20 protein-coding genes, 1 pseudogene and 1 riboswitch are annotated in these 22,094 nt (G+C 74.5%); of the genes and pseudogenes, 11 read left to right on the forward strand and 10 right to left on the reverse strand.

All coding sequences use genetic code 11. The annotated features are described in order from the left end of the window. Positions 1–182: 182 nt before the first annotated feature. From rsgA to OIM89_RS03870, 4 genes are all read right to left on the reverse strand, one after another. Positions 183–1,304, reverse strand: coding sequence for a ribosome small subunit-dependent GTPase A (gene rsgA, locus OIM89_RS03855; protein WP_030696713.1), 1,122 nt, complete (start codon positions 1,302–1,304; stop codon positions 183–185). Between the two features lie 273 nt (positions 1,305–1,577). Next, positions 1,578–2,801: a cytochrome P450 gene (locus OIM89_RS03860; protein WP_047468467.1), complete on the reverse strand. Its 1,224-nt coding sequence runs from the start codon at positions 2,799–2,801 to the stop codon at positions 1,578–1,580. 68 nt (positions 2,802–2,869) lie between these two features. Beyond that, complete coding sequence (locus tag OIM89_RS03865; protein ID WP_047468463.1) at positions 2,870–4,672, reverse strand: thiamine pyrophosphate-requiring protein; 1,803 nt, start codon at positions 4,670–4,672, stop codon at positions 2,870–2,872. A 121-nt stretch (positions 4,673–4,793) separates the two neighbouring features. Beyond that, the gene (locus OIM89_RS03870; RefSeq protein ID WP_030696710.1) at positions 4,794–4,973 is read right to left on the reverse strand and encodes a hypothetical protein; all 180 of its coding nucleotides are present in this window, start codon (positions 4,971–4,973) and stop codon (positions 4,794–4,796) included. A 320-nt stretch (positions 4,974–5,293) separates the two neighbouring features. On the opposite strand from OIM89_RS03870, the gene OIM89_RS03875 reads away from it, so the two are divergent. Continuing rightward, positions 5,294–5,614 (forward strand): DUF6343 family protein, encoded by a 321-nt coding sequence (locus OIM89_RS03875; protein WP_030696709.1) that lies wholly within the window; start codon positions 5,294–5,296, stop codon positions 5,612–5,614. Between the two features lie 14 nt (positions 5,615–5,628). On the opposite strand, the gene OIM89_RS03880 is transcribed toward OIM89_RS03875, so the two are convergent. Both OIM89_RS03880 and OIM89_RS03885 read right to left on the reverse strand, forming a co-directional pair. Then, a complete protein-coding gene (locus OIM89_RS03880) occupies positions 5,629–6,435 on the reverse strand; it encodes a tyrosine-protein phosphatase (protein ID WP_264490994.1) in 807 nt (268 codons plus the stop codon). Positions 6,436–6,502: 67 nt separating this feature from the next. Further along, the gene (locus tag OIM89_RS03885) at positions 6,503–6,925 is read right to left on the reverse strand and encodes a hypothetical protein (RefSeq protein WP_030696707.1); all 423 of its coding nucleotides are present in this window, start codon (positions 6,923–6,925) and stop codon (positions 6,503–6,505) included. A 187-nt stretch (positions 6,926–7,112) separates the two neighbouring features. Between OIM89_RS03885 and lpdA the strand changes: the two genes are divergently transcribed. Then, positions 7,113–8,510 (forward strand): dihydrolipoyl dehydrogenase, encoded by a 1,398-nt coding sequence (gene lpdA, locus OIM89_RS03890; protein ID WP_030696706.1) that lies wholly within the window; start codon positions 7,113–7,115, stop codon positions 8,508–8,510. Positions 8,511–8,728: 218 nt separating this feature from the next. Here the strand turns inward: lpdA and OIM89_RS03895 are convergent, their stop codons facing one another. Further along, the gene (locus OIM89_RS03895; protein WP_047468456.1) at positions 8,729–9,097 is read right to left on the reverse strand and encodes a DoxX family protein; all 369 of its coding nucleotides are present in this window, start codon (positions 9,095–9,097) and stop codon (positions 8,729–8,731) included. 60 nt (positions 9,098–9,157) lie between these two features. On the opposite strand from OIM89_RS03895, the gene OIM89_RS03900 reads away from it, so the two are divergent. The 4 genes from OIM89_RS03900 (at position 9,158) to OIM89_RS03915 (ending at position 13,227) form a co-directional block, all read left to right on the forward strand. Then, positions 9,158–10,039 carry a LysR family transcriptional regulator gene (locus tag OIM89_RS03900; RefSeq protein ID WP_030699613.1) on the forward strand — a complete coding sequence of 294 codons (882 nt, stop codon included), beginning with the start codon at positions 9,158–9,160 and terminating at the stop codon, positions 10,037–10,039. A 673-nt stretch (positions 10,040–10,712) separates the two neighbouring features. Then, positions 10,713–11,552 carry a PP2C family protein-serine/threonine phosphatase gene (locus OIM89_RS03905; protein WP_030699612.1) on the forward strand — a complete coding sequence of 280 codons (840 nt, stop codon included), beginning with the start codon at positions 10,713–10,715 and terminating at the stop codon, positions 11,550–11,552. Further along, positions 11,549–12,835 (forward strand): MASE1 domain-containing protein, encoded by a 1,287-nt coding sequence (locus OIM89_RS03910; RefSeq protein ID WP_264490995.1) that lies wholly within the window; start codon positions 11,549–11,551, stop codon positions 12,833–12,835. The genes OIM89_RS03905 and OIM89_RS03910 overlap by 4 nt, the downstream gene beginning before the upstream one ends. Positions 12,836–13,005: 170 nt before the next feature. Next, entirely contained in the window at positions 13,006–13,227 is a 222-nt protein-coding gene (locus tag OIM89_RS03915; protein WP_008411999.1) for a hypothetical protein, read from the forward strand. A gap of 85 nt (positions 13,228–13,312) precedes the next feature. Here the strand turns inward: OIM89_RS03915 and OIM89_RS03920 are convergent, their stop codons facing one another. Further along, a complete protein-coding gene (locus tag OIM89_RS03920) occupies positions 13,313–13,897 on the reverse strand; it encodes a sigma-70 family RNA polymerase sigma factor (protein ID WP_030699610.1) in 585 nt (194 codons plus the stop codon). Between the two features lie 138 nt (positions 13,898–14,035). Between OIM89_RS03920 and OIM89_RS03925 the strand changes: the two genes are divergently transcribed. The 3 genes and pseudogenes from OIM89_RS03925 to OIM89_RS29960 all read left to right on the forward strand — a co-directional run. Continuing rightward, positions 14,036–15,040 (forward strand): MerR family transcriptional regulator, encoded by a 1,005-nt coding sequence (locus tag OIM89_RS03925; protein WP_030699609.1) that lies wholly within the window; start codon positions 14,036–14,038, stop codon positions 15,038–15,040. 174 nt (positions 15,041–15,214) lie between these two features. Beyond that, positions 15,215–15,424 (forward strand): hypothetical protein, encoded by a 210-nt coding sequence (locus OIM89_RS29955; protein ID WP_374118781.1) that lies wholly within the window; start codon positions 15,215–15,217, stop codon positions 15,422–15,424. Then, positions 15,337–15,546, forward strand: a pseudogene (locus OIM89_RS29960) (MerR family transcriptional regulator); the annotation flags it as partial. The gene OIM89_RS29955 and the pseudogene OIM89_RS29960, both read left to right, overlap by 88 nt. 194 nt (positions 15,547–15,740) lie before the next feature. Here OIM89_RS29960 and OIM89_RS03935 read toward each other — a convergent pair. Together OIM89_RS03935 and OIM89_RS03940 are read right to left on the reverse strand one after the other, a co-directional pair. Then, entirely contained in the window at positions 15,741–17,114 is a 1,374-nt protein-coding gene (locus OIM89_RS03935) for a cryptochrome/photolyase family protein (RefSeq protein ID WP_047468443.1), read from the reverse strand. A 30-nt stretch (positions 17,115–17,144) separates the two neighbouring features. After that, positions 17,145–18,719, reverse strand: a complete 1,575-nt coding sequence (locus OIM89_RS03940; RefSeq protein WP_030699607.1) for an SDR family oxidoreductase — start codon at positions 18,717–18,719, stop codon at positions 17,145–17,147. Positions 18,720–18,907: 188 nt separating this feature from the next. Here OIM89_RS03940 and OIM89_RS03945 point away from each other — a divergent pair, with 188 nt between their 5' ends. Both OIM89_RS03945 and OIM89_RS03950 read left to right on the forward strand, forming a co-directional pair. Next, positions 18,908–19,414: a MarR family winged helix-turn-helix transcriptional regulator gene (locus OIM89_RS03945; protein ID WP_047468438.1), complete on the forward strand. Its 507-nt coding sequence runs from the start codon at positions 18,908–18,910 to the stop codon at positions 19,412–19,414. A gap of 292 nt (positions 19,415–19,706) precedes the next feature. After that, positions 19,707–21,833: an MMPL family transporter gene (locus tag OIM89_RS03950; protein ID WP_226964649.1), complete on the forward strand. Its 2,127-nt coding sequence runs from the start codon at positions 19,707–19,709 to the stop codon at positions 21,831–21,833. Positions 21,834–21,891: 58 nt separating this feature from the next. Continuing rightward, positions 21,892–22,084, forward strand: a riboswitch (cobalamin riboswitch). Positions 22,085–22,094: the final 10 nt, after the last annotated feature.

The raw sequence follows: 22,094 nt of genomic DNA on the forward strand, positions 1-22,094 counted from the left end.
TGCGGCGGGCACCTCCCAGTGTGCCGACCCCCCAGGGCGGGGGCTGGCGGAAATGCGACATGGCGTTTCGGGCCGTGGTCCGCCGGTCCTGCCGCCACGGCGGACCGGCGGACCCCGAGGGGTCCGGGGCGCCCCGGACCCTCGCGTGCCGGGCCTCTCGCCTGGCCCGGCACGGGTGTCGGTCAGCGGATGCGGCCGCGCTTGGCGTCGGCCGCGGCCCGGCCCTCGGCTCCCTTGATCCGCCACTCGCGGCGGATCTCCTGGCGGAGCCGGGCGTCGGTCTTGGCGACGATGCGCTGGTTCTCCCGCTGAAGCTTGCGGTAGCTCTCCAGGCGCCGCACCGGCAGTTCCCCGGTGTCCAGGGCGGCCAGGACGGCGCACCCCGGCTCACTGTCGTGCGCGCAGTCCTGGAAGCGGCACTGCCGGGCGTACTCCTCGATCTCGGCGAAGACCCGCTCCACGCCGGTGCCCGCGTCCCACAGGCCGACGCCGCGCAGCCCGGGGGTGTCGATGAGGGCGCCGCCGCCGGGCAGGGTCAGCAGGTTGCGGGTGGTGGTGGTGTGGCGGCCCTTGCCGTCCATGTCGCGGACGGCCTGGACCTCCATGGCCTCCTCGCCGATCAGGGTGTTGGCCAGGGTGGACTTGCCGGCGCCGGACTGGCCGAGGAGCACCGTGGTGCCGGAGCCGACGAGGGCGGCCAGGCGTTCCAGGCCGGTGCCGTCGGCGCTGCTGGCGGCGAGGACGGTGACGCCGGGCGCGGTCCGCTCGACGTCGGAGACGAGGTGGCCGAGGGTGGCCGCATCGGGCACCAGGTCGGCCTTGGTGAGGACGACCACCGGTTCGGCGCCGGACTCCCAGGCGAGCGCGGTGAAGCGTTCGATCCGGGCCAGGTCGAGTTCGGCGGCGAGGGAGACGGCGACCACGGCGCGGTCGATGTTGGCGGCCAGCACCTGGCCGTCGGAGCGCTTGGAGGAGCCGGAGCGGACGAAGGCGGTACGGCGCGGCAGGTACTCCCGGACGTAGCGCGGGCTGGCGCCCTCGGGGTCGAGGGCGGCCCAGTCGCCGGTGCAGATGACCTTCATCGGGTCGCGGGGCACGACGAACGCCGTGTCGGCGCGGACGGTGCCGTCCGGCGTGACGACGTCGCACTGGCCGCGGTCGACGCGGATGACCCGGCCGGGGACGAGCCCGCGCCCGGCGTAGGGGCGGAAGGCGTCGTGCCAGCCGGCGTCCCAGCCGTACGGGGCGAGGGCGGCGGCGGAGGTGGAGCGGGTGGAGACCTCGGTGGAGGCGTGGAGAGACAAGGGGGACCCTTCGAAGGGCGGCCCCCGGGGCGTCGTACGGGCCGGTCGGCTACCGGCCGGTCGCCCGGGGGCGGCGGGTGAGAACAGCGGCACGCTGAGTGCGGGCGAAGCCCGTCTCGATCTCGACAGCCATCGGTCACACCTCCCGGTTCGTACGGCATGGGGACGGTGGCGGCGCGCCTGCGCGCGGCCACCGTCGTGAACTGTGAGGACCGTAGCCCGGGGCGGGGCGAGGGGGCCACAGGTTTTCGCCGGGCGCCCGGACCGGCGGCCTCAGCCCGGTACCGCCAGGCGGAATCCGCTGCGGGGCGCCGTCGGCACGCGGCTGAGCGGGATGCGCAGGTCCTGGTCCGGGACGGTGTACTCCAGCCCCGCGAGGGCGGGGGTGAGGGTGGCGAGGACGGCCAGGGTGACGTCCTCGCCGGGGCACCGGTGGCCGGCGCCCACGTCGCCGCCGCCCTGCGGGACGAGTTCGTCCCGGCCGGGCTCGTGGCCGAGGAACCTCTCCGGCTCGAACGAGTAGGGCCGGGGCCAGAGCGCGGGATCGTGGTTCTGCCCGTGCAGGTCGAGCAGGACCAGGGCTCCCTCCGCGATCGGCGTCCCCTGCCACTCCAGGTCGCGGGCGGCAAGTCCGCCCACGAACGGGGCGAACGGGTAGAACCGGCGCACCTCGTGGCCGAAGGCTCGGGCCTCGGCGGGGCCGCCCTCGGCGAGGAACGCCCGGAGCCCGGGCCACCGGTGCAGGGCATGCGCGGCGAAGACGGTGTACCAGGTGACGGCCACCGTCGGCCGCAGAACGTTGAGGAGCTCGACGGCGGCGGTCCGGGCGTCGAGGAGGTGCCCGTCGGCGTCCCGGTGGACGGCGATCGCGTACGCCACCGAGGCGCCGCCGTCCGCCTCCGGGGCCCCGCTCGCGCGGAGTTTCATGATCTCGCGCGCGAAGTGCTCCTCCTGGCGGGCGCGGGCCCGGCGGGCACGCAGGTGCCGGGGACCGGCCGTGGCGAAGCCGTCGACCATGGCGAGCAGGTCGCGGGCGACGGCAGTCGCCTCGTGCGGCTGTCGCGGGACGCCGGCCCAGGCGCAGACGGCCTTGGTGAGGAGGAGGCCGACCTCGTCGAAAAGGACCACGGGCGCACCGCCCTTCCACTCGGCTGTGGCGGCCGACCACTTGCGCCCGACTTCCTCGGCGAGCGAGGTGACGCGGCCGCCGTCCTTCAGGAGCGAGGTGAACATCGCCTTGCGCGCCCGGTGCACCGCACCGTCGAGGGTGTGGACGGCTCCCTGCCCGAAGAGGGTGTCGATGACCGGCTCGGGCAGGGCCGAGCGACGGCGGACATGGTCCTCGTCGTAGAAGAAGGCGACCGCCTCGGGGCCGTGCAGGGCGACGGCGGGCTTGCCGAGGAGCCGGGTGCGGACCGGAGCTCCGCCGGTGCGGCGGAAGCGGTCGGGGAGCCAGGCGTACCCCTGGGCGAGCAGGGTCAGCGTGCTGTCGGGCATGAGATTCCTTCCGGGCGCCCGGAAGGGGCGCCGCTGGCGTCGGTGGTGGGGGAGGGTGCCGCGGCGCCTCAGTCGCGGCTCTTCCCCCGGCCCGGCAGGAACTCCTGGGCCTTCGCCTTGAAACCGCGCTTGACCACGTTGCCCCGGTCGCTGTCGCCCTTGAGCAGCGCGGCGGCGGTGGCCTCGGCCTGGTCCCAGGTGGCGTGCGGCGGGATGGGCGGGACAGCGGGGTCGGTGCGGAAGTCGAGGACGAAGGGCCGGTCGGCGGCGAGCGCCCGGCTCCAGGCGCGCTCCACCTCCTCGGGCCGCTCCACGCGCACGCCGTCGAGGCCGAACGAGGCGGCCACCTCCGCGTAGGGCAGGTCGGGGAGGTGCTGCGAGGGCTCGAACTGCGGGGCTCCGCTCATGGCTCGCATCTCCCAGGTGACCTGGTTGAGGTCACCGTTGTTGAACACCGCCACGACCAGGCGTGGGTCGGCCCACTCGCGGTAGTACTTGGCCGCGGTGACGAGCTCGGCCAGGCCGTTCATCTGCATGGCGCCGTCCCCGACGAGCGCGACCACCGGGCGGCCGGGGTGGGCGAACTTCGCGCCGATGCCGTACGGCACCGCGCACCCCATCGTCGCCAGCGTCCCGGAGAGCGAGCCCCGCATGGAGCCCCGCATCCGCAGGTGCCGCGCGTACCAGTTGGCGGCCGAGCCGGAGTCGGCGGTGATCAGGGCGTCGTCCGGCAACTGGGCGTCGAGGGCGTGGACGACGTGCTCCGGATTGAGCGGGTCCGCCTCCAGCGCCGCGCGACGCTCCATGACCTCCCGCCAGCGGGCGGTGCCGGCCTCGATCTCCGCACGCCACGTCCCGTGCTTCTTCCTCGCCAGCAGCGGCAGCAGGCGGCGCAGGGTGGCGGCGGCGTCGCCGACCAGGTTGGCCTCGAAGGGGTAGCGCATCCCCACCATGTGCGGGTCCAGGTCGATCTGGACGGCGCGGGCCTGCCCGAACTCGGGGAGGAACTGGCTGTACGGGAAGCTGGAACCGATCACCAGCAGGGTGTCGCAGTTCTGCATCAGCTCCCAGGACGGACGAGTGCCGAGCAGGCCGATGGCCCCGGTCACCCAGGGCAGGTCGTCGGGGAGAACGTCCTTGCCGAGCAGTGCCTTGGCGACACCGGCGCCGAGGTGGTCGGCGAGTTCCCGCACCTCGTCGGCGGCGCCCCGCGCGCCCTGCCCGACGAGAACGGCGACCTTCTCGCCCGCGTCGATGATCCCGGCGGCCCGGCGCAGCTCCTCCTCGGCGGGCACGGGCGCGGAGTACGAGACGCCGAGGCTGGACGGCACCATCTTGAAGGCGTGGGTCGGCGGCGTGTACTCCAGTTCCTGGACGTCGGCCGGGACGACCACCGCCGTGACGGTGCGGCGGCCGACGGCGGTACGGAAGGCGCGGTCGAGGACGTTGGGGAGCTGTTCGGGAACGGTCACCGTCTCCAGGAAGTCGGAGGCCACGTCCTTGAGGAGGCTGTGCAGGTCCACCTCCTGCTGGTACGAGCCGCCCATGGCGCTCCGGTCGGTCTGGCCGACGATCGCCACGACGGGGACGTGGTCGAGCTTGGCGTCGTAGAGGCCGTTGAGCAGGTGGACGGCACCGGGCCCGGAGGTCGCGGCGCAGACGCCGACCCGGCCGGAGAACTTCGCGTGTCCGACGGCTTCGAACGCCGCCATCTCCTCGTGCCGCGCCTGGATGAACCTCGGCCGGTCCTCGGCCCTCCCCCAGGCGGCGAGGAGGCCGTTGATGCCGTCCCCGGGGTAGCCGAAGACGTACTCCACGCCCCACTCGCGCAGACGTTCGAGGATGTGGTCGGAGACCTTCTGGGCGGCCATGCGTGCGTCCTTCCCTGTGGGCGATTGCCGGACGGCGGTCCGGCCACCGGCGGCCGGGGCTCTGGTGGAGCGCCTGCCCGAAGATCCGGGTCCTACCTGAGGCGGTGCCGGGTGACGTGCGCTACCGCTCCGGTTCCTCGTCCACCGGGGGCTCGGGGGCCTCGCGCACGTGCTGGGAGAGGCCGGGCTTGCCGCCCTGCCGGGCCTGCGCGCCCTTCTCCCCCGCGCTGCGCGGGATGTCCGGGAAGTCCACGGCGTCGATCGCGGAGAAGATCTCGTCGAGCGTGGTGTGCGCGGTCACGGGGCCTCCGTAAGTTGTTGTGCGGCCGGTCACGGGCGGGGCGGGACGCGGGGGCGGCGGCCCACCACCAGCCATGCTCCGCCCCGGACGCGGTGACCGCACGCGCAGCACCTGCCCGGCCCGGGCGCCCGCGCCAGGGTGTCCGTGAAGTCCTGTGCGGTGTCCGCGCTGTCCGGTGCGTGCTCTGGGGGTCCCCCTGCTCGAAGAGATTGGGGCAGCGCCGTGCGGGACGTTGCGGACATCCCCTAGCGTGGAGGGGACGGCCCGTACGGGTGCAGCGGCGCGCGTGCGGGCGACACGTCCACGGGAAGGTGGTCCTCGTGCCCCAGCACCCGCCCGGCCAGCCCGGACCCACCGGCGGCCGTACCGGAACCGAACCCGTCCTCGCCCGCAGCGCGCTCGGCCTGCGGCTGGTGATCTCCAGCGTCGCCGTTCCGCTCTTCGCGGTGGTGACCGTGCTGCTCTCCGTCTGGGCCGCCTCGTCCTCCGAGACGGACAGCCCGAGCGGCACCTCGCTCTCCGTGCTCGCCGCCATCTTCGGCGTGCTCACCCTGATCGCCGTGGCCGACCTGGTCGTCGTGGTGCGGCGGCGCAGAGTGGCCAGGGCGGCCGCGCGGGAGGCGGCCCGCGACCGGGAGTGACCCCGGCGGCCGGGTCAGACGGTCAGTTCGGCGCGCAGCCGGTCCGGGGCCGCTTCGACCCGGAGCGCCTCGCGCGCGTAGCGCTCGATGTCGCCCCAGCGTTCGGTGAGCGCGTCCAGGGCGGCGTCGAGGTAGGCGGGCCGGACCTCGGTGAGCACCGCGGCGATCTCCGGGTCCCCGCCCCGCTCGACGAACCGGCGGACGTACGGCTCGTACCGGGCGCGGACCGCGTCGTTGACGGCCAGGTACTCCCTCCGTACGGCGTCCTCGCCGGCGCCGAGCAGCAGGAGCAGCACGGCCGCGCCCCAGCCGGTGCGGTCCTTGCCCGCCGTGCAGTGGAAGAGGAGCGGGTGGGTGCCGTCGTCGGCGGCGGTCTGCACGAGGGCGGCGTAGGCGGAGCGGGCACCGGGTGAGAGGACCATCCGCCGGTACGCGTCCTCGAACCGCCGCTCGGCCCGGCCGCCGCCCAGCTCCTGTTCGGCGAGGACGGGGTCGTCCAGGTACCGCGTGAGGCGGGCCGGGGCGGCGCCCGGGCGGGTGCCGAGGACGTCGCCGACGAAGGGGCGGGCGCCGGGTGGCAGGACGTCGGGGGCGGCCTCGCGTTCCCCGGTGGTGCGCAGGTCGAAGACGACCTGGACGCCGCGTTCGGTCAGGACCGGGTCGGTCCGCGGATCGTGGTGCGCGAGGTCGGCCGAGCGGAGCAGCGCGCCGGGGCGCACCGACCGGCCCTGCCCGGCGCCGGTCAGGGGGATGCCGCCGAGGTCGCGCAGGTTGGCGACGGTGGCGGCCTCGACGGCCCGCCCGGTCGGCTCCGAGTCCATGCGGTCATCGTCGGCCGGGCGGGGCGGGGGCGCACGCCGGAAGACGGCGGGCGCGTCCGGACGGGGGTCAGCCCCGGGAGCCGAAGGTGCCGTGGCCGAGCTGGCCGACCTGGATCACCGGGGCGTGGTGGGTGCCGCCGCTGACGGTGTTGTTGATCACGACGCCGCCCGCGGCGGGCTCGGCGGGGGCGATCTCGTCGAGGAGGGCGCGCAGTTCGGCGGCGGCGTCCGGGTCGGAGCGGAGCAGGCGGCGCAGGCGCAGCTGCCACTCCTCCTGGATGTCGGCCCGGTGCTCCTCGTCGCCGTTCCGGTCGGCCTCGGCCAGCTCGGCGCGGGCGGCGGTCAGCTCGCCGGCGACCTGGTCCTCGTCGCCGCCCCGGGCGAAGAGGCGGGCGACCCGGTCGCGCGCGGCCGACCAGGCGTCGGAGACCATCAGCCCGACCAGGGAACTGGCTCCGCTGGCGGCGAGCGCGGCGAGTTCGGCGTCCAAGTTCTTCTCCCCCTGCGTCACTTCGGCCGCGGGCGGCGGCCGGTGCGGGCGAAGGCGCCCGCGCGGGTCCACGGTAGGCAGCGCGGGGCCCGGCCGGTAGTCCCCCGTACCGGTGGCGGCGGCGCCGGCGAGGGCGGCGGGCCGGGTTCCGTTTTGCTTTGGCGGCGCGAGGCGCGAGGCTGTGACCATGAGTACACACTTCGACGTGGTGGTGCTGGGCGCAGGCCCCGGCGGGTACGTGGCGGCGATCCGGGCCGCGCAGCTCGGGCTGAAGGTGGCGGTGATCGAGGAGAAGTACTGGGGAGGCGTCTGCCTGAACGTGGGCTGCATCCCGTCCAAGGCACTCCTGCGCAACGCGGAGCTCGCCCATCTGGTCAACAACGAGGCGAAGACCTTCGGCATCCGGATCGACGGTGAGGTCACCTTCGAGTACGGGCCCGCCTTCGACCGCAGCCGCACGGTGGCCGACGGCCGGGTCAAGGGCGTCCACTACCTGATGAAGAAGAACAAGATCACGGAGCTGGACGGCCGGGGCACCTTCACCGACGACCACACCCTCCGGGTCGAGGGCCCCGGCGGCGAGCAGACGGTCACCTTCGACCACTGCGTCATCGCCGCCGGCGCCACCACCAAGCTGCTCCCCGGCACGGAGCTGAGCGAGCGGGTGGTGACGTACGAGGAGCAGATCATGACGCGCGATCTGCCCGAGTCGGTCATCATCGCCGGCGCGGGCGCGATCGGCGTGGAGTTCGCCTACGTCATGCACAACTACGGCGTGAAGGTGACGATCGTCGAGTTCCTGGACCGGATGGTCCCCAACGAGGACGTCGAGGTCTCCAAGGAACTGGCGCGCCGCTACAAGAAGCTCGGCATCGAGGTGCTGACCTCGACCCGGGTGGAGTCGATCGAGGACTCCGGGCCCCAGGTGCGGGTGACGGTCAGCAAGGACGGGCAGCAGCAGGTGCTGGAGGCCGACAAGGTCCTCCAGGCGATCGGCTTCCAGCCGCGGGTGGCGGGCTACGGCCTGGAGAACACCGGCGTGGCGCTGACCGAGCGGGGCGCCATCGACATCGACGGGCGCTGCCGGACCAACGTGCCGCACATCTTCGCCATCGGCGACGTCACCGCCAAGCTGATGCTGGCGCACACCGCCGAGGCGATGGGCGTCATCGCGGCCGAGACGATCGGCGACGCGGAGACGATGGAGCTGGACTACGCGATGATCCCGCGGGCCACCTACTGCCAGCCGCAGATCGCCAGCTTCGGCTACACCGAGGCGCAGGCCCGGGAGCTGGGCTACGACGTCCAGGTGGCCAAGTTCCCCTTCATGGCCAACGGCAAGGCGCACGGCCTCGGCGACACCGGCGGCTTCGTCAAGCTCATCAGCGACGGCACGCACGGGGAGCTGATCGGCGGCCACCTGATCGGCCCCGACGTCACCGAACTCCTGCCGGAGCTGACCCTGGCCCAGCAGTGGGACCTGACCGTCCACGAGGTCGCCCGCAACGTCCACGCCCACCCGACGCTGGGCGAGGCGGTGAAGGAAGCGGTGCACGGCCTGGCCGGGCACATGATCAACATGTGACTCCCTCCACGCACGGTCACCACGGCAGACTCACGGGGAAGCCGCCCATGGGGGCTCTGAGCTGCTGATATCTGCTCGTACCGGGCAGGGGTCATTCACACCGGCCAAGGGGAGCGCCCCCAGGGCGCTCCCCAGCCACTCCCCCGGCAGCGCGGATGTTGCGGGGTGACCACTCGCAGCGATGATTGAGAGTTCTCGTCGAACGTTGAGTGATGTGGTCATCTGCCGGACACGTTCAAGGCCAGTGAGGCAACGGCGGTGACCAGGTAGAAACCGGGGAACACGAGGTTGTAGAGCACGCGGGCGCGTAGATGGAACGCGAGTGCGCCCAGGTAGAGCAGGACAAGACCGCAGGCCGCCGCCGCGCCGAGGGGCCGCAGTGCGGCGCCGCAGAGGCCGAGGAGGAGGCCCGCCGCACCAGCCAGCTTGAGGGCGGCCAGCCGAGGCAACCAGGACCGGGGGACACCCACCTCCGCCGAGTTTGCCAGCACGAAGCGCGCTCCGAGGAGGTCGGCGGCGGCCATACCGATGTTGACGGCGGCGGTGAGCAGGGTGACAGCGAGGAATGCGAGCTGGGTACCGGTCATGCCTACAGGGTCCGCAGGCACTACGGCACCGTCCAATAGCTGCTTCTATAACCTGGCGGCATGGACGTGGACACGCGCCTGCTTCGGTACTTCGCCGCAGTGGCGGAGGAGGGCAGCCTGACCAGGGCAGCCGCGAGGCTGTTTGTCTCACAGCCTGCCCTGACCAAGCAGATCCGGCGCCTGGAGGACGATCTGGGGGTGCGCCTCTTCACGCGTTCGCGGTCGGGGATGGCGTTGACCGAGGCTGGTCGTGAGCTCGCCTCGCGGGTGCCCGAGCTGCTGGACGGCTGGGGCGAGGCGGTACGGGCAGCCGGCCGGGCAGCGCGGGTGCTACGCCTGGGCTTCCTGGACGCCGGCGCAGCGGGGGCCATCCTTGAGGTCATCGCCGATTTCCGCCAGGCGCAGCCGGAGTGGCGTGTGGAACTGCGGCAGTTCGACTGGTCCGACCCGAGCGCCGGGCTGGCCCGCGGTGAGGTGGATGCGGCAGTGGTGCGTCTGCCGTTCCCGGGGCAGGAGAGGTTGACGGTGCGGGAGTTGTTCGTCGAGGAGCGTGGGGTGCTGCTACCGGCCCGGCATCCGCTGGCGGACAGCGAGACGGTGGAGTTCCGGGACCTGTGGGACGAGCCGTTCGTCGCGGCCGGAGACCAAACCGGAGCCTGGAGAGAGCACTGGCTGGCAGTGGGAGAACGGGACGGTTGTCCCGTCCGGGTCGGCGCCGTCACCAGCCGTCCCGACGAGTGGCTCGCAGCTGTGGCCGGCGGCTGTGTGGCGTTGGCCCCGGCGTCGGTGGCCCGTTTCCACTCCCATCCGGACGTCGTGTTCCGCCCGGTCAGCGGGGTTTCGCCGAGCCGGGTGGGGCTGGCCCGCCCTCGGGGGCGGAAGCGCGAGGCGGTGCTGGATGAGCTGCTGAAGTCCATCGTCTGGCGGTTGGCCAGAGGTTGACGCGAGTCCGGCAGACCGTCGAAGCGCTTCGTGCGGTGTTGTTCACCTGACCGGCTGACAGGTCCGAGCAGTCTCCGCCTCCTGCATCGCCTTCTCCCGGCTGCGGGCCCCGGCACCGGACACGGGCCCGGCCCGGGCCGCGGGACACGAATCTTTTCCGGCGCGGGCTCGAACCGCGTGCGGTCCGCTCGCTGTCCCGGAGTGACGATCAGGGACAGCCGGCGGCAGCGGCCGTGCGCGCTCAGGTGAAAGCTGGCGGTGAACCCGCCCCGCGAGCAGCCCAGGCCCTCGCCTCCCTCACCGCCTCCGCCAGGCGGGCGGGAGGCTCTGCCGCGCCGTCTCGTCCCGGTGCTCTGCCTCCGTGCCCCGCTTCGAGGCGGGCGGTGGTCCGTCTTGTGCGCCGGAGGCGTGCCGATGGGCCCGCACGACGGCGGAGCCGGCCGAGACGTCCCCGTCGCTCTCCCCCGCCGCATCGGCCCCAAGCCCGGAGCAGTCACATGACCGGCCGGAGGGCGGGTCCGTCATCCCTGCTCCGCGCGGAGTATCCCGGGCGCACCCGTCCGCGCGCCCCCCAGGCAGGACGAAGCGGGGCAAAATAGGATGATGTGAGGTTTTCTGCGGACGGGTGTCTCGGTCACGACCCCGGCCGACCCGACGGACCCGGGAGCGGCCGATGAACGGGCAACGCCCCCCGCGCGAGGAGAGCGCGGACGCCCTGCTGACCCGGCTGGGACGGCTCACCGCGGTCGCCCGGGAGCGTGTGGAGGTGCAGCAGGCACGGGTGGAGCTGGCCGAGGCGTTGCAACGGGAGATGCTTCCCGCCCGTCTGCCGCAGGTCCCTGGGCTGCGCGCGGCCGCCCGGTACGCACCGGCCCGCGACGGGCTGGACATCGGCGGCGACTGGTACGACGGCTTCGAGCTCGGCGACGGCACCCTCGGCTTCTCCATCGGGGACGTGCAGGGCCACGACGTGGAGGCGGCCGCCTTCATGGGACAGGTCCGGATGGCGCTGCGGGCGGTGGCCAGCACCGTCAGCGACCCCGGCGAGATCCTGGGCCGCGTCAACAACCTGCTGGTCTCCGTGGACGGGCCGCTCTTCGCCACCTGCTCCTTCCTTCGCTTCGACCCGGCCACCAACGAGCTGTACAGCGCACGGGCCGGGCACGTCGGCGCCGTCTGGGCGGCCGCCGACGGCCGGGGCGGCATCGCCGAGGACGTGGGCGGCCTGCCGCTCGGCATCATCTCCGGCGAGCGCTACCCGGTCACCCGCCGCCGCTGGACCCGTCCCGGGGCGTACGTGCTGCTGACCGACGGGGTCGTGGAGGGGCCCTCGTTCTCGATCGAGGAGGGACTGGCCCGGGTCACCGAGCTGGTGACCGCCGGTGTCGGGCTCGACCCCGGTTCGCTCGCCGACCGCGTGATGCGGGTGGCCGGCCGCACCGGCCACCTGGACGACGCGGCGGTCCTGGTCCTCTCCCACGAGGGCCTGGCACCGGGAGGCGGGCGCCCGTGACCCCGCGCCCCGACTCCCCGCGCCGATGGTGGCACCCGGACCGCCTCCGCGACGGGAGCGCGGCCGGCCCGGGGACGGCCGACGCGCCGGGCGCCCACGAACCGGCGCCGCCGGAGGAGGCCGCCCCCTCGGGCATCTCCGTGCGGCCCCTCGCGCCGGACGGCGCCTCCCCCGAGCGGACCGGCTCCTGGCGGGCGGGACTGTCGCTGGAGCAGTTGCGCCGGTCCTCCGGGGCCGGCCCCGACCAGGAAGGGCGCCCGGCGGCACTGTCGGTGCGCACGCTGCGCCTGATGACGCTGATCCTCGCCGTCGCCCTCGCCTACTACGGGGCGGGGCGGCTCGGGCTGCTGCGCCAGGTGGTGGTGGAGGGGGCGACCGTGACGCCGTTGTGGCTGCCCTCCGGAGTGGCCGTCGCCGCGCTCTTCGCCTTCGGTCCGCGGATCGCCCCGGGCATCGCGCTCGGGATGCTCGCGGTGACCTCCAGCATCAGCCCCGTCTCCGGGTACTCCGTGCTGACAGCGGTCGGCAACACCCTCGCCCCGCTCGCCTCCTGGTACCTGCTGCGGCTCGTCGGCTTCCGCCCCTCGCTGGAGCGGCTGCGGGACGGGCTGGCGCTGGTCTTCCTCGGGGCGCTGGGCGGGATGACGGTGAGCGCCGCCGTCGGCACCGGCACCCTGCTGGCCACCGACAAGCTCCTGTCGGCCAACGCCTGGCCGGTGTGGGCCGCCTGGTGGGCGGGGGACGCGCTCGGCGTGCTGGTCGTGGTGCCGGTGCTGGTGGTGCTGTTCCGGCCCAGGCTGCCGCGCGACGCGCTGGGCTGGGCCGAGCTGCTGGGGCTGTTCGCGGTGACCGCCGCGCTCACCTGGGTGGCCATCTACAGCCCGCTCGACCTGCTCTTCCTCGTCTTCCCCCTGCTGATCTGGGCGGCGCTGCGGTTCGAGCTCACCGGCAGCGCGCCGGCGGCCCTGATCGTCTCCGTGCTGGCGGTGACGGCGGCCACCAACCAGCAGGGGCCGTTCGCCGGCCGGGCGATGGGCGAGATCATGGTCAACCTCCAGGCGTTCAACGTCTCGGTGGCCCTGACCGGCCTGCTGCTCTCCTCCCTGGTGACCGAGCGCCGCCACGTCCGCGAGCGCATCGAGGACGCCTGCCAGGAGCTGGCCGAGGTGGTCGACACCCTCGCCCCCGGCGCCTCCGGCAGACGGCCCCGGGGCGCGGAGGGGACCGGACCGGAGGAGGGCGAGGGGCGTGGGAGCACGGGGGCGGGATGGGGCGCCGGCTGAACCGGCACCGCCCTCCGCCCCGCCATGGGAGCACTTTCGGACACTCTCTGGCGAGATGCACCGGACCGGACCCCACGGGAAGATCCACACCGCTAACTTTCTACATGCGTGTAGAGAGCGCGGGGGCGGCCGCCCGGATCACCGATTCGCATGTTCCCGAAAGGACAGCTGTGGCCTCGATCGACCTGGACAAGGTGCTGGACAAGGCGTGGGCGGAGAAGAGTCTGCCGGAAATCCTGGCGGCACCGGTCTCCGCGCTGAAGGGCGTCTCGGACCGGGACGGTGAACTCCTCGACGAGGCGTTCGGCGTCAAGACCGTCTCCGACCTCGCCGGGCTGAAGTACGCCCGCTGGGCCCAGGCGCTCGCCGCGCTCGACACCTCCGCGAAGTAGCGCCCCCGGCCGCCCGCCGCTCCCCCGCCCCGCACGGCGCCGGGGCGGCGGGCGGACCGCGCCCCGGCTTCCGGCGGCTCCCGGGTCACTCGCTCTCGGCGCGCTCCAGGCTCGCCCGCAGCCGGTGCAGGCCACGCCGGGCGTGGCTCTTGACGGTGCCGAGCGGCAGACCGGTCCTGGCGGCGATCTCGGCCTGGGTCAGCTCCCCGAAGTACGCCATCCACAGCACCCGGCGGTGCGGGTCGGGCAGCCGCGCCAGCTCCGCCCGGACCAGCGCGCGGTCGAGGCAGATCTCGGGCTGGGCCGCGGGGTCGGGCCCCTGCGGCAGGCTGGCGGCGGCGGCCGTCAGCGCGGTCCTGCGGGTCCGGGAGGCGAGGGCGTCGGCGATCTTGTGCCGGGCGATACCGACCAGCCAGGCGGCGAGCGGCCCGCGTTCGGGCCGGTAGTGGGTGCCGCCGCGCCAGGCGGCGAGGAAGACCTGCTGCGTGACGTCCTCCGCCTCCAGCGGGTCGCCGAGGCTGCGGGTGGCGAGTCCCTGCACCAGGCCTCCCCACCGCTGGTAGGCGAGGGCGAGACAGCGTGCGTCGCCCGCCCTGATCCCGTCGGCGATCTCGGCCTCCTGGGCGGTGGACGGCGCGGGCGGGAGAGGTGTCGTCGCTGCGGTCGTCAAGGCAGGTCCTTCCGCGGATCGGGCCCTGCGCGGGCACGGGCTGCGCCTGCCTCGGAGCCGGACGGCGCGCTTCCGCGGCGGCGTTCCCACCCTGGGCGGCTTCCGCCGGAGCGACAACTCGCACCGTTTGTGCACCGTATGGTGAGCGCCATGGAAAGCCGCCCCACCCACCCCGCTCCCGCAGGCTCAGTCCCGGACGCCGGACTGACCACCGGTACCGTCGCACGGCGGCTGGGGGTCTCCCCGACGACGCTCCGGTCGTGGGACCGGCGGTACGGCCTGGGGCCCGCCGCTCGCGAGGACGGCCGGCACCGGCGCTGGACGCCGCGCGACGTGGCCCTGCTGGAGGAGATGTGCCGCCTCACGGCCACCGGGGTGCCGCCCGGCGAGGCCGCCCGGGCGGCCCAGCGCGCCTTCGGCCGACCGGCGGACGCTCCCCCGCAGCTCCCCGTACCGGCGCAGGCTCCGCGCCCCGGCGCGGCGGGCAGCGGGCTGCCGCTCGGCACGGTGCGGCAGGAGACCCGGGGACTCGCGCGGGCGGCGGTACGGCTCGACGCGCCGGCGGTGGAGGCGCGGCTCGCCCTGGTGGTGGAGCGGCTGGGGACCGCCGCCGCCTGGGAGGAGGTGATGGCGCCGGCGCTGCGGGCGGTCGGCCGTAAGTGGGAGACCGCCGGGGAGCGGTACGTCGAGGTGGAGCACCTCCTCTCCTGGCACGTCTCCTCGGCCCTGCGGCGCGTCCCGCCCGTCCCCGCCACCACCGGCCCGCCTGTCCTGCTGGCCTGCGTCCCCGAGGAGCAGCACACCCTGCCGGTGGAGGCGCTCGCCGCCGGGCTCGGGGAACGCGGGGTACCGCTGCGGATGTTCGGCGGGGCGGTCCCGGCGGGCGCCCTCGACGACGCGGTCCGCCGCACCGGCCCCGCCGCCGTCGTCCTGTGGTCCCAGTCCCGGGACACCGCCGACCGCCGCCTCGCCCGCGCGGTGGCGGGGCGCGCCTGGGGCGTCAAGGGGGCGCGCGGCGGCGCCTCGCTCCTCCTGGCCGGGCCCGGCTGGGCCGGCGGAACCCCTGGCGGGGTACTGCGCCCGCGCAGCCTGCGGGAGGCGCTGCGGCTGCTGGGGGCGGGGGAGGCGGCCGGGCCCACCTGAACCCGCCGTCCCTCCCGAAGCTGGGGTGGCCTCGAACGCCGGCCGGGCTGGATGTGGCCGGCATAGCGTCAACCAGCTCGTACCGGAAGGGAGTTACGGTGCCCCCTCGGCGGCCGCAAGGGGCCCCGGCTCCTTGACCCTCACACCGTGTCAGGCGGTCAGCTCGGAGACACCATGTTCACCATCGGAGACTTCGCCCGGCACGGCCGCGTCTCGGTCCGGATGCCGCGTCACTACGACGCCACCGGCCTGCTGCGCCCGGCCCACGTCGACCCCGCCAACGGCTGCCGGGCGACGTCCGCGGCCTGCCGCCCCTCGAACAGGCGGCCACCCTCGTCCACCACGGCTCGACGGACGCCGTACTCCCCACCGCCCAGGCCCTGACCCACTGGATCGACACCCACGGCTACCGCACGTCCGGGTACCCCCGCGAGATCAGCCTCGAATGCCCCGAGAGCCACGACGCCTGGGTGACAGAACTCCAGGCACCGGTCGCCCGCACCTGACCCGCGCCAGAGTCACAGCCGGACATACTCAGCCCGGCCGGCGCTTGAGGCCATCGTGAACCGGCACGGTCAAAACCGGACCGCACCAAAAACAGCCCGGCCGGCGCTTGAGGCCACCCCACCGCCACCGGGAACCGGGCGAAACCAAACCCCCGGCCCAGCCGAACCCGAGCCAGGCCGGGGGGGGGCACCCCCTACTCCCTGCCCCGGGCCCGCCGAAACCGGTCCAGCCCCTCGGAGAGCCCCACCACGGGTTCGGGATAGTCGATCCCCGCCCGGTCGAACCCTTCGAGCTTCCAGGGCTCGTGGACGGCCTTGCCCTCGACGCCGGCGAGTTCGGGGACCCAGCGGCGTACGTACGCCCCGTCGGGGTCGTACCGGTGGGCCTGGCGGACCGGGTTGAGGACCCGGTGGGGGCGGGTGTCGGTGCCGGTTCCGGCGACCCACTGCCAGTTCATCTGGTTGTTGGCGATGTCGCCGTCGACCAGCAGCGAGAGGAAGTGGTCGGCGCCGGTCCGCCAGTCCACGTAGAGGGTCTTGGAGAGGAAGCTGGCGGCGAGCAGGCGCCCCCGGTTGTGCATCCACCCCTCGTGAGCGAGCTGGCGCATGGCGGCGTCGACGATCGGGTAGCCGGTGCGGCCCTCGCGCCAGGCGTCGGTCTCCTCTTCGGCGTCGCGGCCGGTGCGCCAGTGGTCGTCGCGGGCGCGGTAGTCGGCGTGGGAGGCGTCGGGGCGGGCGGCGAGGACCTGGTGGTGGAAGTCGCGCCAGCAGAGCTGGCGGACGAAGGCGGCCGGGCCGGCGCCCTCCTCGCGGCGTGCCCGGTGCACCAGTTCGGCGGCGGAGAGGGTGCCGAAGTGCAGGTGCGGGGAGAGCCGTGAGGTGGCGTCACCGGCGAGGTCGTCGTGCTGGTCCTCGTAGTCCCCGGCGTCCCGGCGCAGCCAGGCGGTGAGCCGGTCGCGGCCCTCGCTCTCGCCGCCCGCCGCGAGCCCGGCGGAGACCCCGCGCACGTCCCTGCGGGCGGGCACCTCCTCGGAGCCGATCCCGTCGGGCACCCGGACGGTGCGGGGCGCGCCGAGGGGGTGGCGCAGGTGCTGTTCGGACCACTTGCGCAAGTACGGCGTGAAGACCGCGAAGTGGTCGGAGGAGGCGGGGGTGACCGCGCCGGGCGGCAGGGCGGTGGTGACGCCCTCGTGGACGAAGAGCCGCCGCCCCTCGGCTTCCAGGGCCTCGCGCAGCCGTTCCTCGCGGCGGCGGGCGAAGGCACTGACGCCTTCGGCGAGGTGGACCTCGTCGGCGTCGGCGTCGGTGACGACCCGGCAGACCTCCTCGACCAGGTCGCCGGAGCGGATCACCAGCCGCCCGCCGCGTTCCCGGAGGGAGCGGTCGAGGTCGGTGAGGCAGTCGGCGAGGAAGGCCGCCCGGTTGGGCGCGGCGAACCCGGCCTCGGCGACGGCGTCGTCCCGGACGAAGAGCGGCACGACGGCGTCGGTCGCGTCGAGGGCGGCCCGCAGTGCGGGCTGGTCGTGCAGCCGCAGGTCGGACGTGAACAGGACGATGGAGACGGTCATGACGCTCTTTCCGGAGGGCGGTGGGGGCGTTCAGGGGGAGGGGCGGGAGACGGTGCCGTCGGGGGCGGGGCGGGAGGTTCCCGGCGCGTTCTCCTCGCGGGCGGCGGTGAGGGCGATGTTGCGGGCCATGCCGCCGAAGACGACGGCGTGGAAGGGCGAGACGGACCACCAGTACGCCTGTCCCGCGAGGCCGCGTGGGAGGAAGACGGCGCGCTGGCGGTAGCGGGTGCGCCCGGCCTCGTCGCGGTCGACGGTCATCTCCAGCCAGGCCAGGCCCGGCAGCCGCATCTCGGCGCGCAGCCGCAGCAGGTGGCCCTGCTCGATCTCCTCGACCCGCCAGAAGTCCAGGGACTCCCCGACCCTCAGGTGCTGGGCGTCGCGCCGCCCGCGCCTGAGGCCCACCCCGCCGACCAGCCGGTCCAGGCGGCCGCGCACGGCCCAGGCGAGCGGGAAGGAGTACCAGCCGTGTTCTCCGCCGATGCCCTCGACGACCCGCCACAGGGCTTCGGGGGAGGCGTCGACGAGGCGTTCGCGGCGGTCCTCGTAGAGGCTGCCGCCGGACCAGTCGGGGTCGGTGGGCAGCGGGTCGCTGGGGGCGCCCGGGACGGAGGCGGAGGACCAGCGGGTGGCGACCTGGGCGTCCTGGACGCGGCGCAGCGCCAGTTCCAGCGCCTCGTCGACGCCGAGCGGCCGGCCCGGGGTGTCGGGGACGTACTCGGTGATGTCGTGCTCCCGGCAGACCACCTCGTGGCGGAGCGACTCGGCGAGCGGGCGGGCGATGGCGGTCGGCACGGGGGTGACCAGGCCGACCCAGTGGCTGGACAGGCGCGGGGTGAGGACGGGGACGGGGAGGATCACGCGGCGGGGCAGCTTGGCGACGGCGGCGTAGTGCTGCATCAGTTCGCGGTACGTGAGGACGTCGGGGCCGCCGATGTCGAAGGTGCGGTTGACCTCGGCGGGCATGGCGGCGGAGCCGACCAGGTAGGCGAGAACGTCGCGGACGGCGACCGGCTGCATGCGGGTGTTGACCCAGCTCGGGGTGATCATCAGCGGCAGCCGCTCGGTGAGGTAGCGGAGCATCTCGAAGGAGGCGGAGCCGGAGCCCAGCACCACGGCGGCGCGCAGCACGGTGGCGGGCACCCCGGAGCCGAGCAGGATGCGGCCGACCTCGGCGCGGGAGCGCAGGTGCGGGGAGAGCCGGCTCTCGGGGACGCCCTCGGGGGTGAGGCCGCCGAGGTAGACGATCCGGCGGACCCCGGCCTCGCGGGCCTCGCGGGCGAAGATCCGGGCCGCCTCGCGGTCGGTCCGCTCGAAGCCGGAGCCGGTGCCGAGGGCGTGGACGAGGTAGTAGGCCACGTCGACGCCGCGCATCGCCTCCCGTACCGAGCCGGCGTCGGTGACGTCGCCCTGGACCACCTCGGCGCGCTCGGTCCAGGACAGGTCGCGCAGTTTGCGCGGGGTACGGGCGAGGGCGCGGACCCGGTAGCCGGCGTCCAGCAGGGCGGGGGCCAGGCGGCCGCCGACGTAGCCGGTGGCGCCGGTGACCAGGGCCAGCGCGCCGTCGCCGGGCGGGGCGGACTCGGTGGGGTGCTCGTCGCTGCTCATCGCCTCGCTCATGTCCTCTCTCCGACTTCTGTGACCTGGTGGAACGGCCGGGTCCGGACCGCCGTACGGGACGACGGGCCGGCCCCCGCCCTCCACCGTCTCGCGCCGTCCCCTCTTCCGCGCGTCCCGGGCACGCGGATGCGGCGGGGGCGGACCGGGTGCCCGGGGCGCGCGGATAGGCTGGCGGCGTGGCCGGGACTGATGAGGAGACGGACCGGGCGGGCGGCCCGGCGAGTGGCGGGGCGGACCTCTACGCGCTCGCCGTGGAGCTGCGCCGCATGCACGGCGAGGTCAACCGGCTGGCGCACGCCTTCGCCGCCGGGCAGGGCCTGCACGCCACCGATGTGCAGGCGCTCGGCGCGATCCTGGACGCCCCCGAGCCGATGACGCCGGGCCGGCTGCGGGAGCGGCTGGGCCTGACCTCCGGCGCGGTCACCGCCTGCCTGGACCGGCTGGAGCGCGCCGGGCACATCCGCCGCACCCGGGACACCCGCGACCGGCGGGTGGTGCACCTGCACTACACGGAGGGCGGCAAGGCGCTGGCCCGCGCCCACTTCCGGCCGCTCGCGACGGCCGCCGCCACGGCCAGGGCGCGGCTGACCCAGGAGGAGGCGGACGCCGCGCTGCGCTTCCTCGCCGCGATGAACGGGGAGTTCGCACAGATCCGGGGGCCGGAGCGGCGTCCCGGCGGCTGAGCGGCGGCCGGTCCCTCCCGCGGCCCGCGCGGGTTTCGCGGCTCGCGCGCATCCGGTGGCCGCACTCACCCGGAAGAGTGAGGCGGCGCCGTTGTCGCGCGTCCCCGCCCGCACGCTGTGTGGCGTACCCCTTGTCGGTGCCGAGGGCTGGTATGCGTAGCATCGACCCACAGAATCTCTCAATCATTGAGATAGTCAGTGATCGAGAGAGTTCGGCGGGCGCCGCCGTGCGTCCGCGCCCGTCCGCCCGTCACCCGTTCCGCGCCGTCCGCGTCACCGTCCCAGGAGTGCGATGTCCAGCGCCGCCCGCAAGGGCCGAACCGCCCGAATCCTCGTCCCCCTCGTCCTGCTGATCGCCTGGCTCGGCATCGGCGGCACCCTCGGCCCGTACGCGGGGAAGCTCGGCGAGGTGGCCACCAACGACCAGGCCGCCTTCCTGCCGCAGAGCGCCGAGTCGACCAGGGTCTCCGAGGAGCAGAAGGCCTTCTCCGCCGACGAGGCCCTGCCCGCCCTCGTCGTCTGGACCGCGAAGGACGGCGGACGGCTCCCGGCCGACGCCCGCGAGGCCGCCACCGGCACCCTCGCCTCCCTCGCGGACGCCGACTTCACCGCCGGGCGCCCCTCCCCCGCCCTCGCCTCGAAGGACGGCGAGGCGCTGGAGGGCGTCGTCCCGCTCCGCACCGACCTGGACGAACTCCAGCCCGTCCTGGACGAGATCAAGGAGGCGGCCGGCAAGGTGCCGGGCACCGAGGCGGTCATCGCCGGTCCCGCCGCCAGCCAGGCCGACCTCTCCGACGCCTTCGCCGGGATCGACGGACTGCTGCTGGGGGTCGCGCTGATCGCGGTCCTGCTGATCCTGCTGGTGGTCTACCGCAGCGTGCTGCTGCCCCTGGTGATCATCTTCGGCGCGGTCCTCGCCCTCGGGCTCGCCTGCGCGGTGGTCTACGCGCTGGCCCAGCGGGACGTGGTCCGCGTCGACGGGCAGGTGCAGGGCATCCTGTCGATCCTGGTGATCGGCGCCGCCACCGACTACGCGCTCCTGCTCACCGCCCGGTTCCGGGAGGAACTGAGCCTGCACGGCGACCGGTTCACCGCGATGCGACTCGCCTGGCGGCAGTCGTTCGGCCCGATCACCGCCAGCGCCGCCACCGTCGCGCTCGGCCTGCTGGCCCTGCTCCTCAGCGACCTCACCAACAACCGGGCGCTCGGCCCGGTCGGCGCGATCGGCATCGTCTGCTCGGTCTTCAGCGCGCTCACCTTCCTGCCCGCCGCCCTGGTCCTGCTGGGCCGCGCCGCCTACTGGCCGGCCCGCCCCAAGGTCACCGGCACCGGTGGCAGCCACCGCCTGTGGCAGCGGGTCGCGGACCGGGTCGACCGGACGCCGCGCAAGGTCTGGGCGATCACCCTGGCCGCCCTCGTGGCCTGCGCGGCCTTCGCCCCGACGCTGACCAGCCGGGGCGTCCCGCTGGACGAGATCTTCGTCAACGACGCGCCCTCGGTCTCCGCCCAGGAGACGCTGAGCCGTCACTTCCCGGGCGGCGCCGGCAACCCGGCCGTCGTCATCGCCGACGTCGGCCAGGTGGACGAGGTGGTCGCGGCCGCCGAGAAGACGGAGGGCGTCGCCTCGGTCGCGCCGGTCACCGAGTCGGGGCGGCCCGGCGGCGGCGCACCGCGCGTCGTGGACGGCCGGGTGCGGATCGACGCCACCCTCCAGGACGGCGCGGACAGCGACGCCGCCAAGGAGACCGTGGCCCGGCTGCGCACCGCCGTGCACGCGGTGGACGGCGCCGACGCCGTGGTCGGCGGCTACACCGCCCAGCAGTACGACACCCAGCGCACCGCCGAGGCCGACCGGAACCTGATCATGCCGGTGGTGCTGGCGATCATCCTGGTCATCCTCATCGCGCTGCTCCGCTCGCTGGTGACGCCGCTGCTCCTGGTGCTCACCGTGGCGCTGAACTTCGCCGCCACCCTCGGCATCGCCTCGCTGGTCTTCACCCACGTCTTCGGCTTCTCCGGAACCGACGCCTCCGTCCCGCTCTACGGCTTCGTCTTCCTGGTGGCCCTCGGCGTCGACTACAACATCTTCCTGATGTCCCGGGTCCGCGAGGAGACCGCGCTGCACGGCTCCCGGGAGGGCGTCCGGCGCGGCCTGACCACCACCGGCGGTGTCATCACCTCGGCCGGCGTGGTCCTGGCGGCGACCTTCGCGGCGCTCGGCGTGATCCCGCTGGCCTTCCTCGCCCAGATCGCCTTCATCGTCGCCTTCGGCGTGCTGCTCGACACCCTGGTGGTCCGCTCCCTGCTGGTCCCCGCCCTGGTCCGCGACATCGGCTCCGCCTCCTGGTGGCCGGGGGCACTCAGCCGCCGGGCCCAGCCCGCGAAGGAGGCCGCGGGCGAGCCCCGCACCCCCGCATAACCGCAGGCCGTACGCGCACCACGGACCTCCCCCGCCCCCGGGCGCGGGAGGTCCGCTGTGCTAGCTTTCGCACGCCAGTCGTACCCGCGCATCTCGATGCGAACGGGTCAGGGAATCCGGTGCGAACCCGGAACTGACGCGCAGCGGTGAGGGCGACGGGCGGCGCAGGACGCCACTGGGGCAGCCCCCGGGAAGGCGCGCCGTCCGGACGACCCCGAGTCCGAAGACCTGCTGGCCCTCCGTCCGTACGGACGGGGTTCC

Origin of the sequence: Streptomyces sp. BI87 (assembly GCF_025957665.1) — a bacterium.
GTDB classification, from domain to species: domain Bacteria; phylum Actinomycetota; class Actinomycetes; order Streptomycetales; family Streptomycetaceae; genus Streptomyces; species Streptomyces albidoflavus.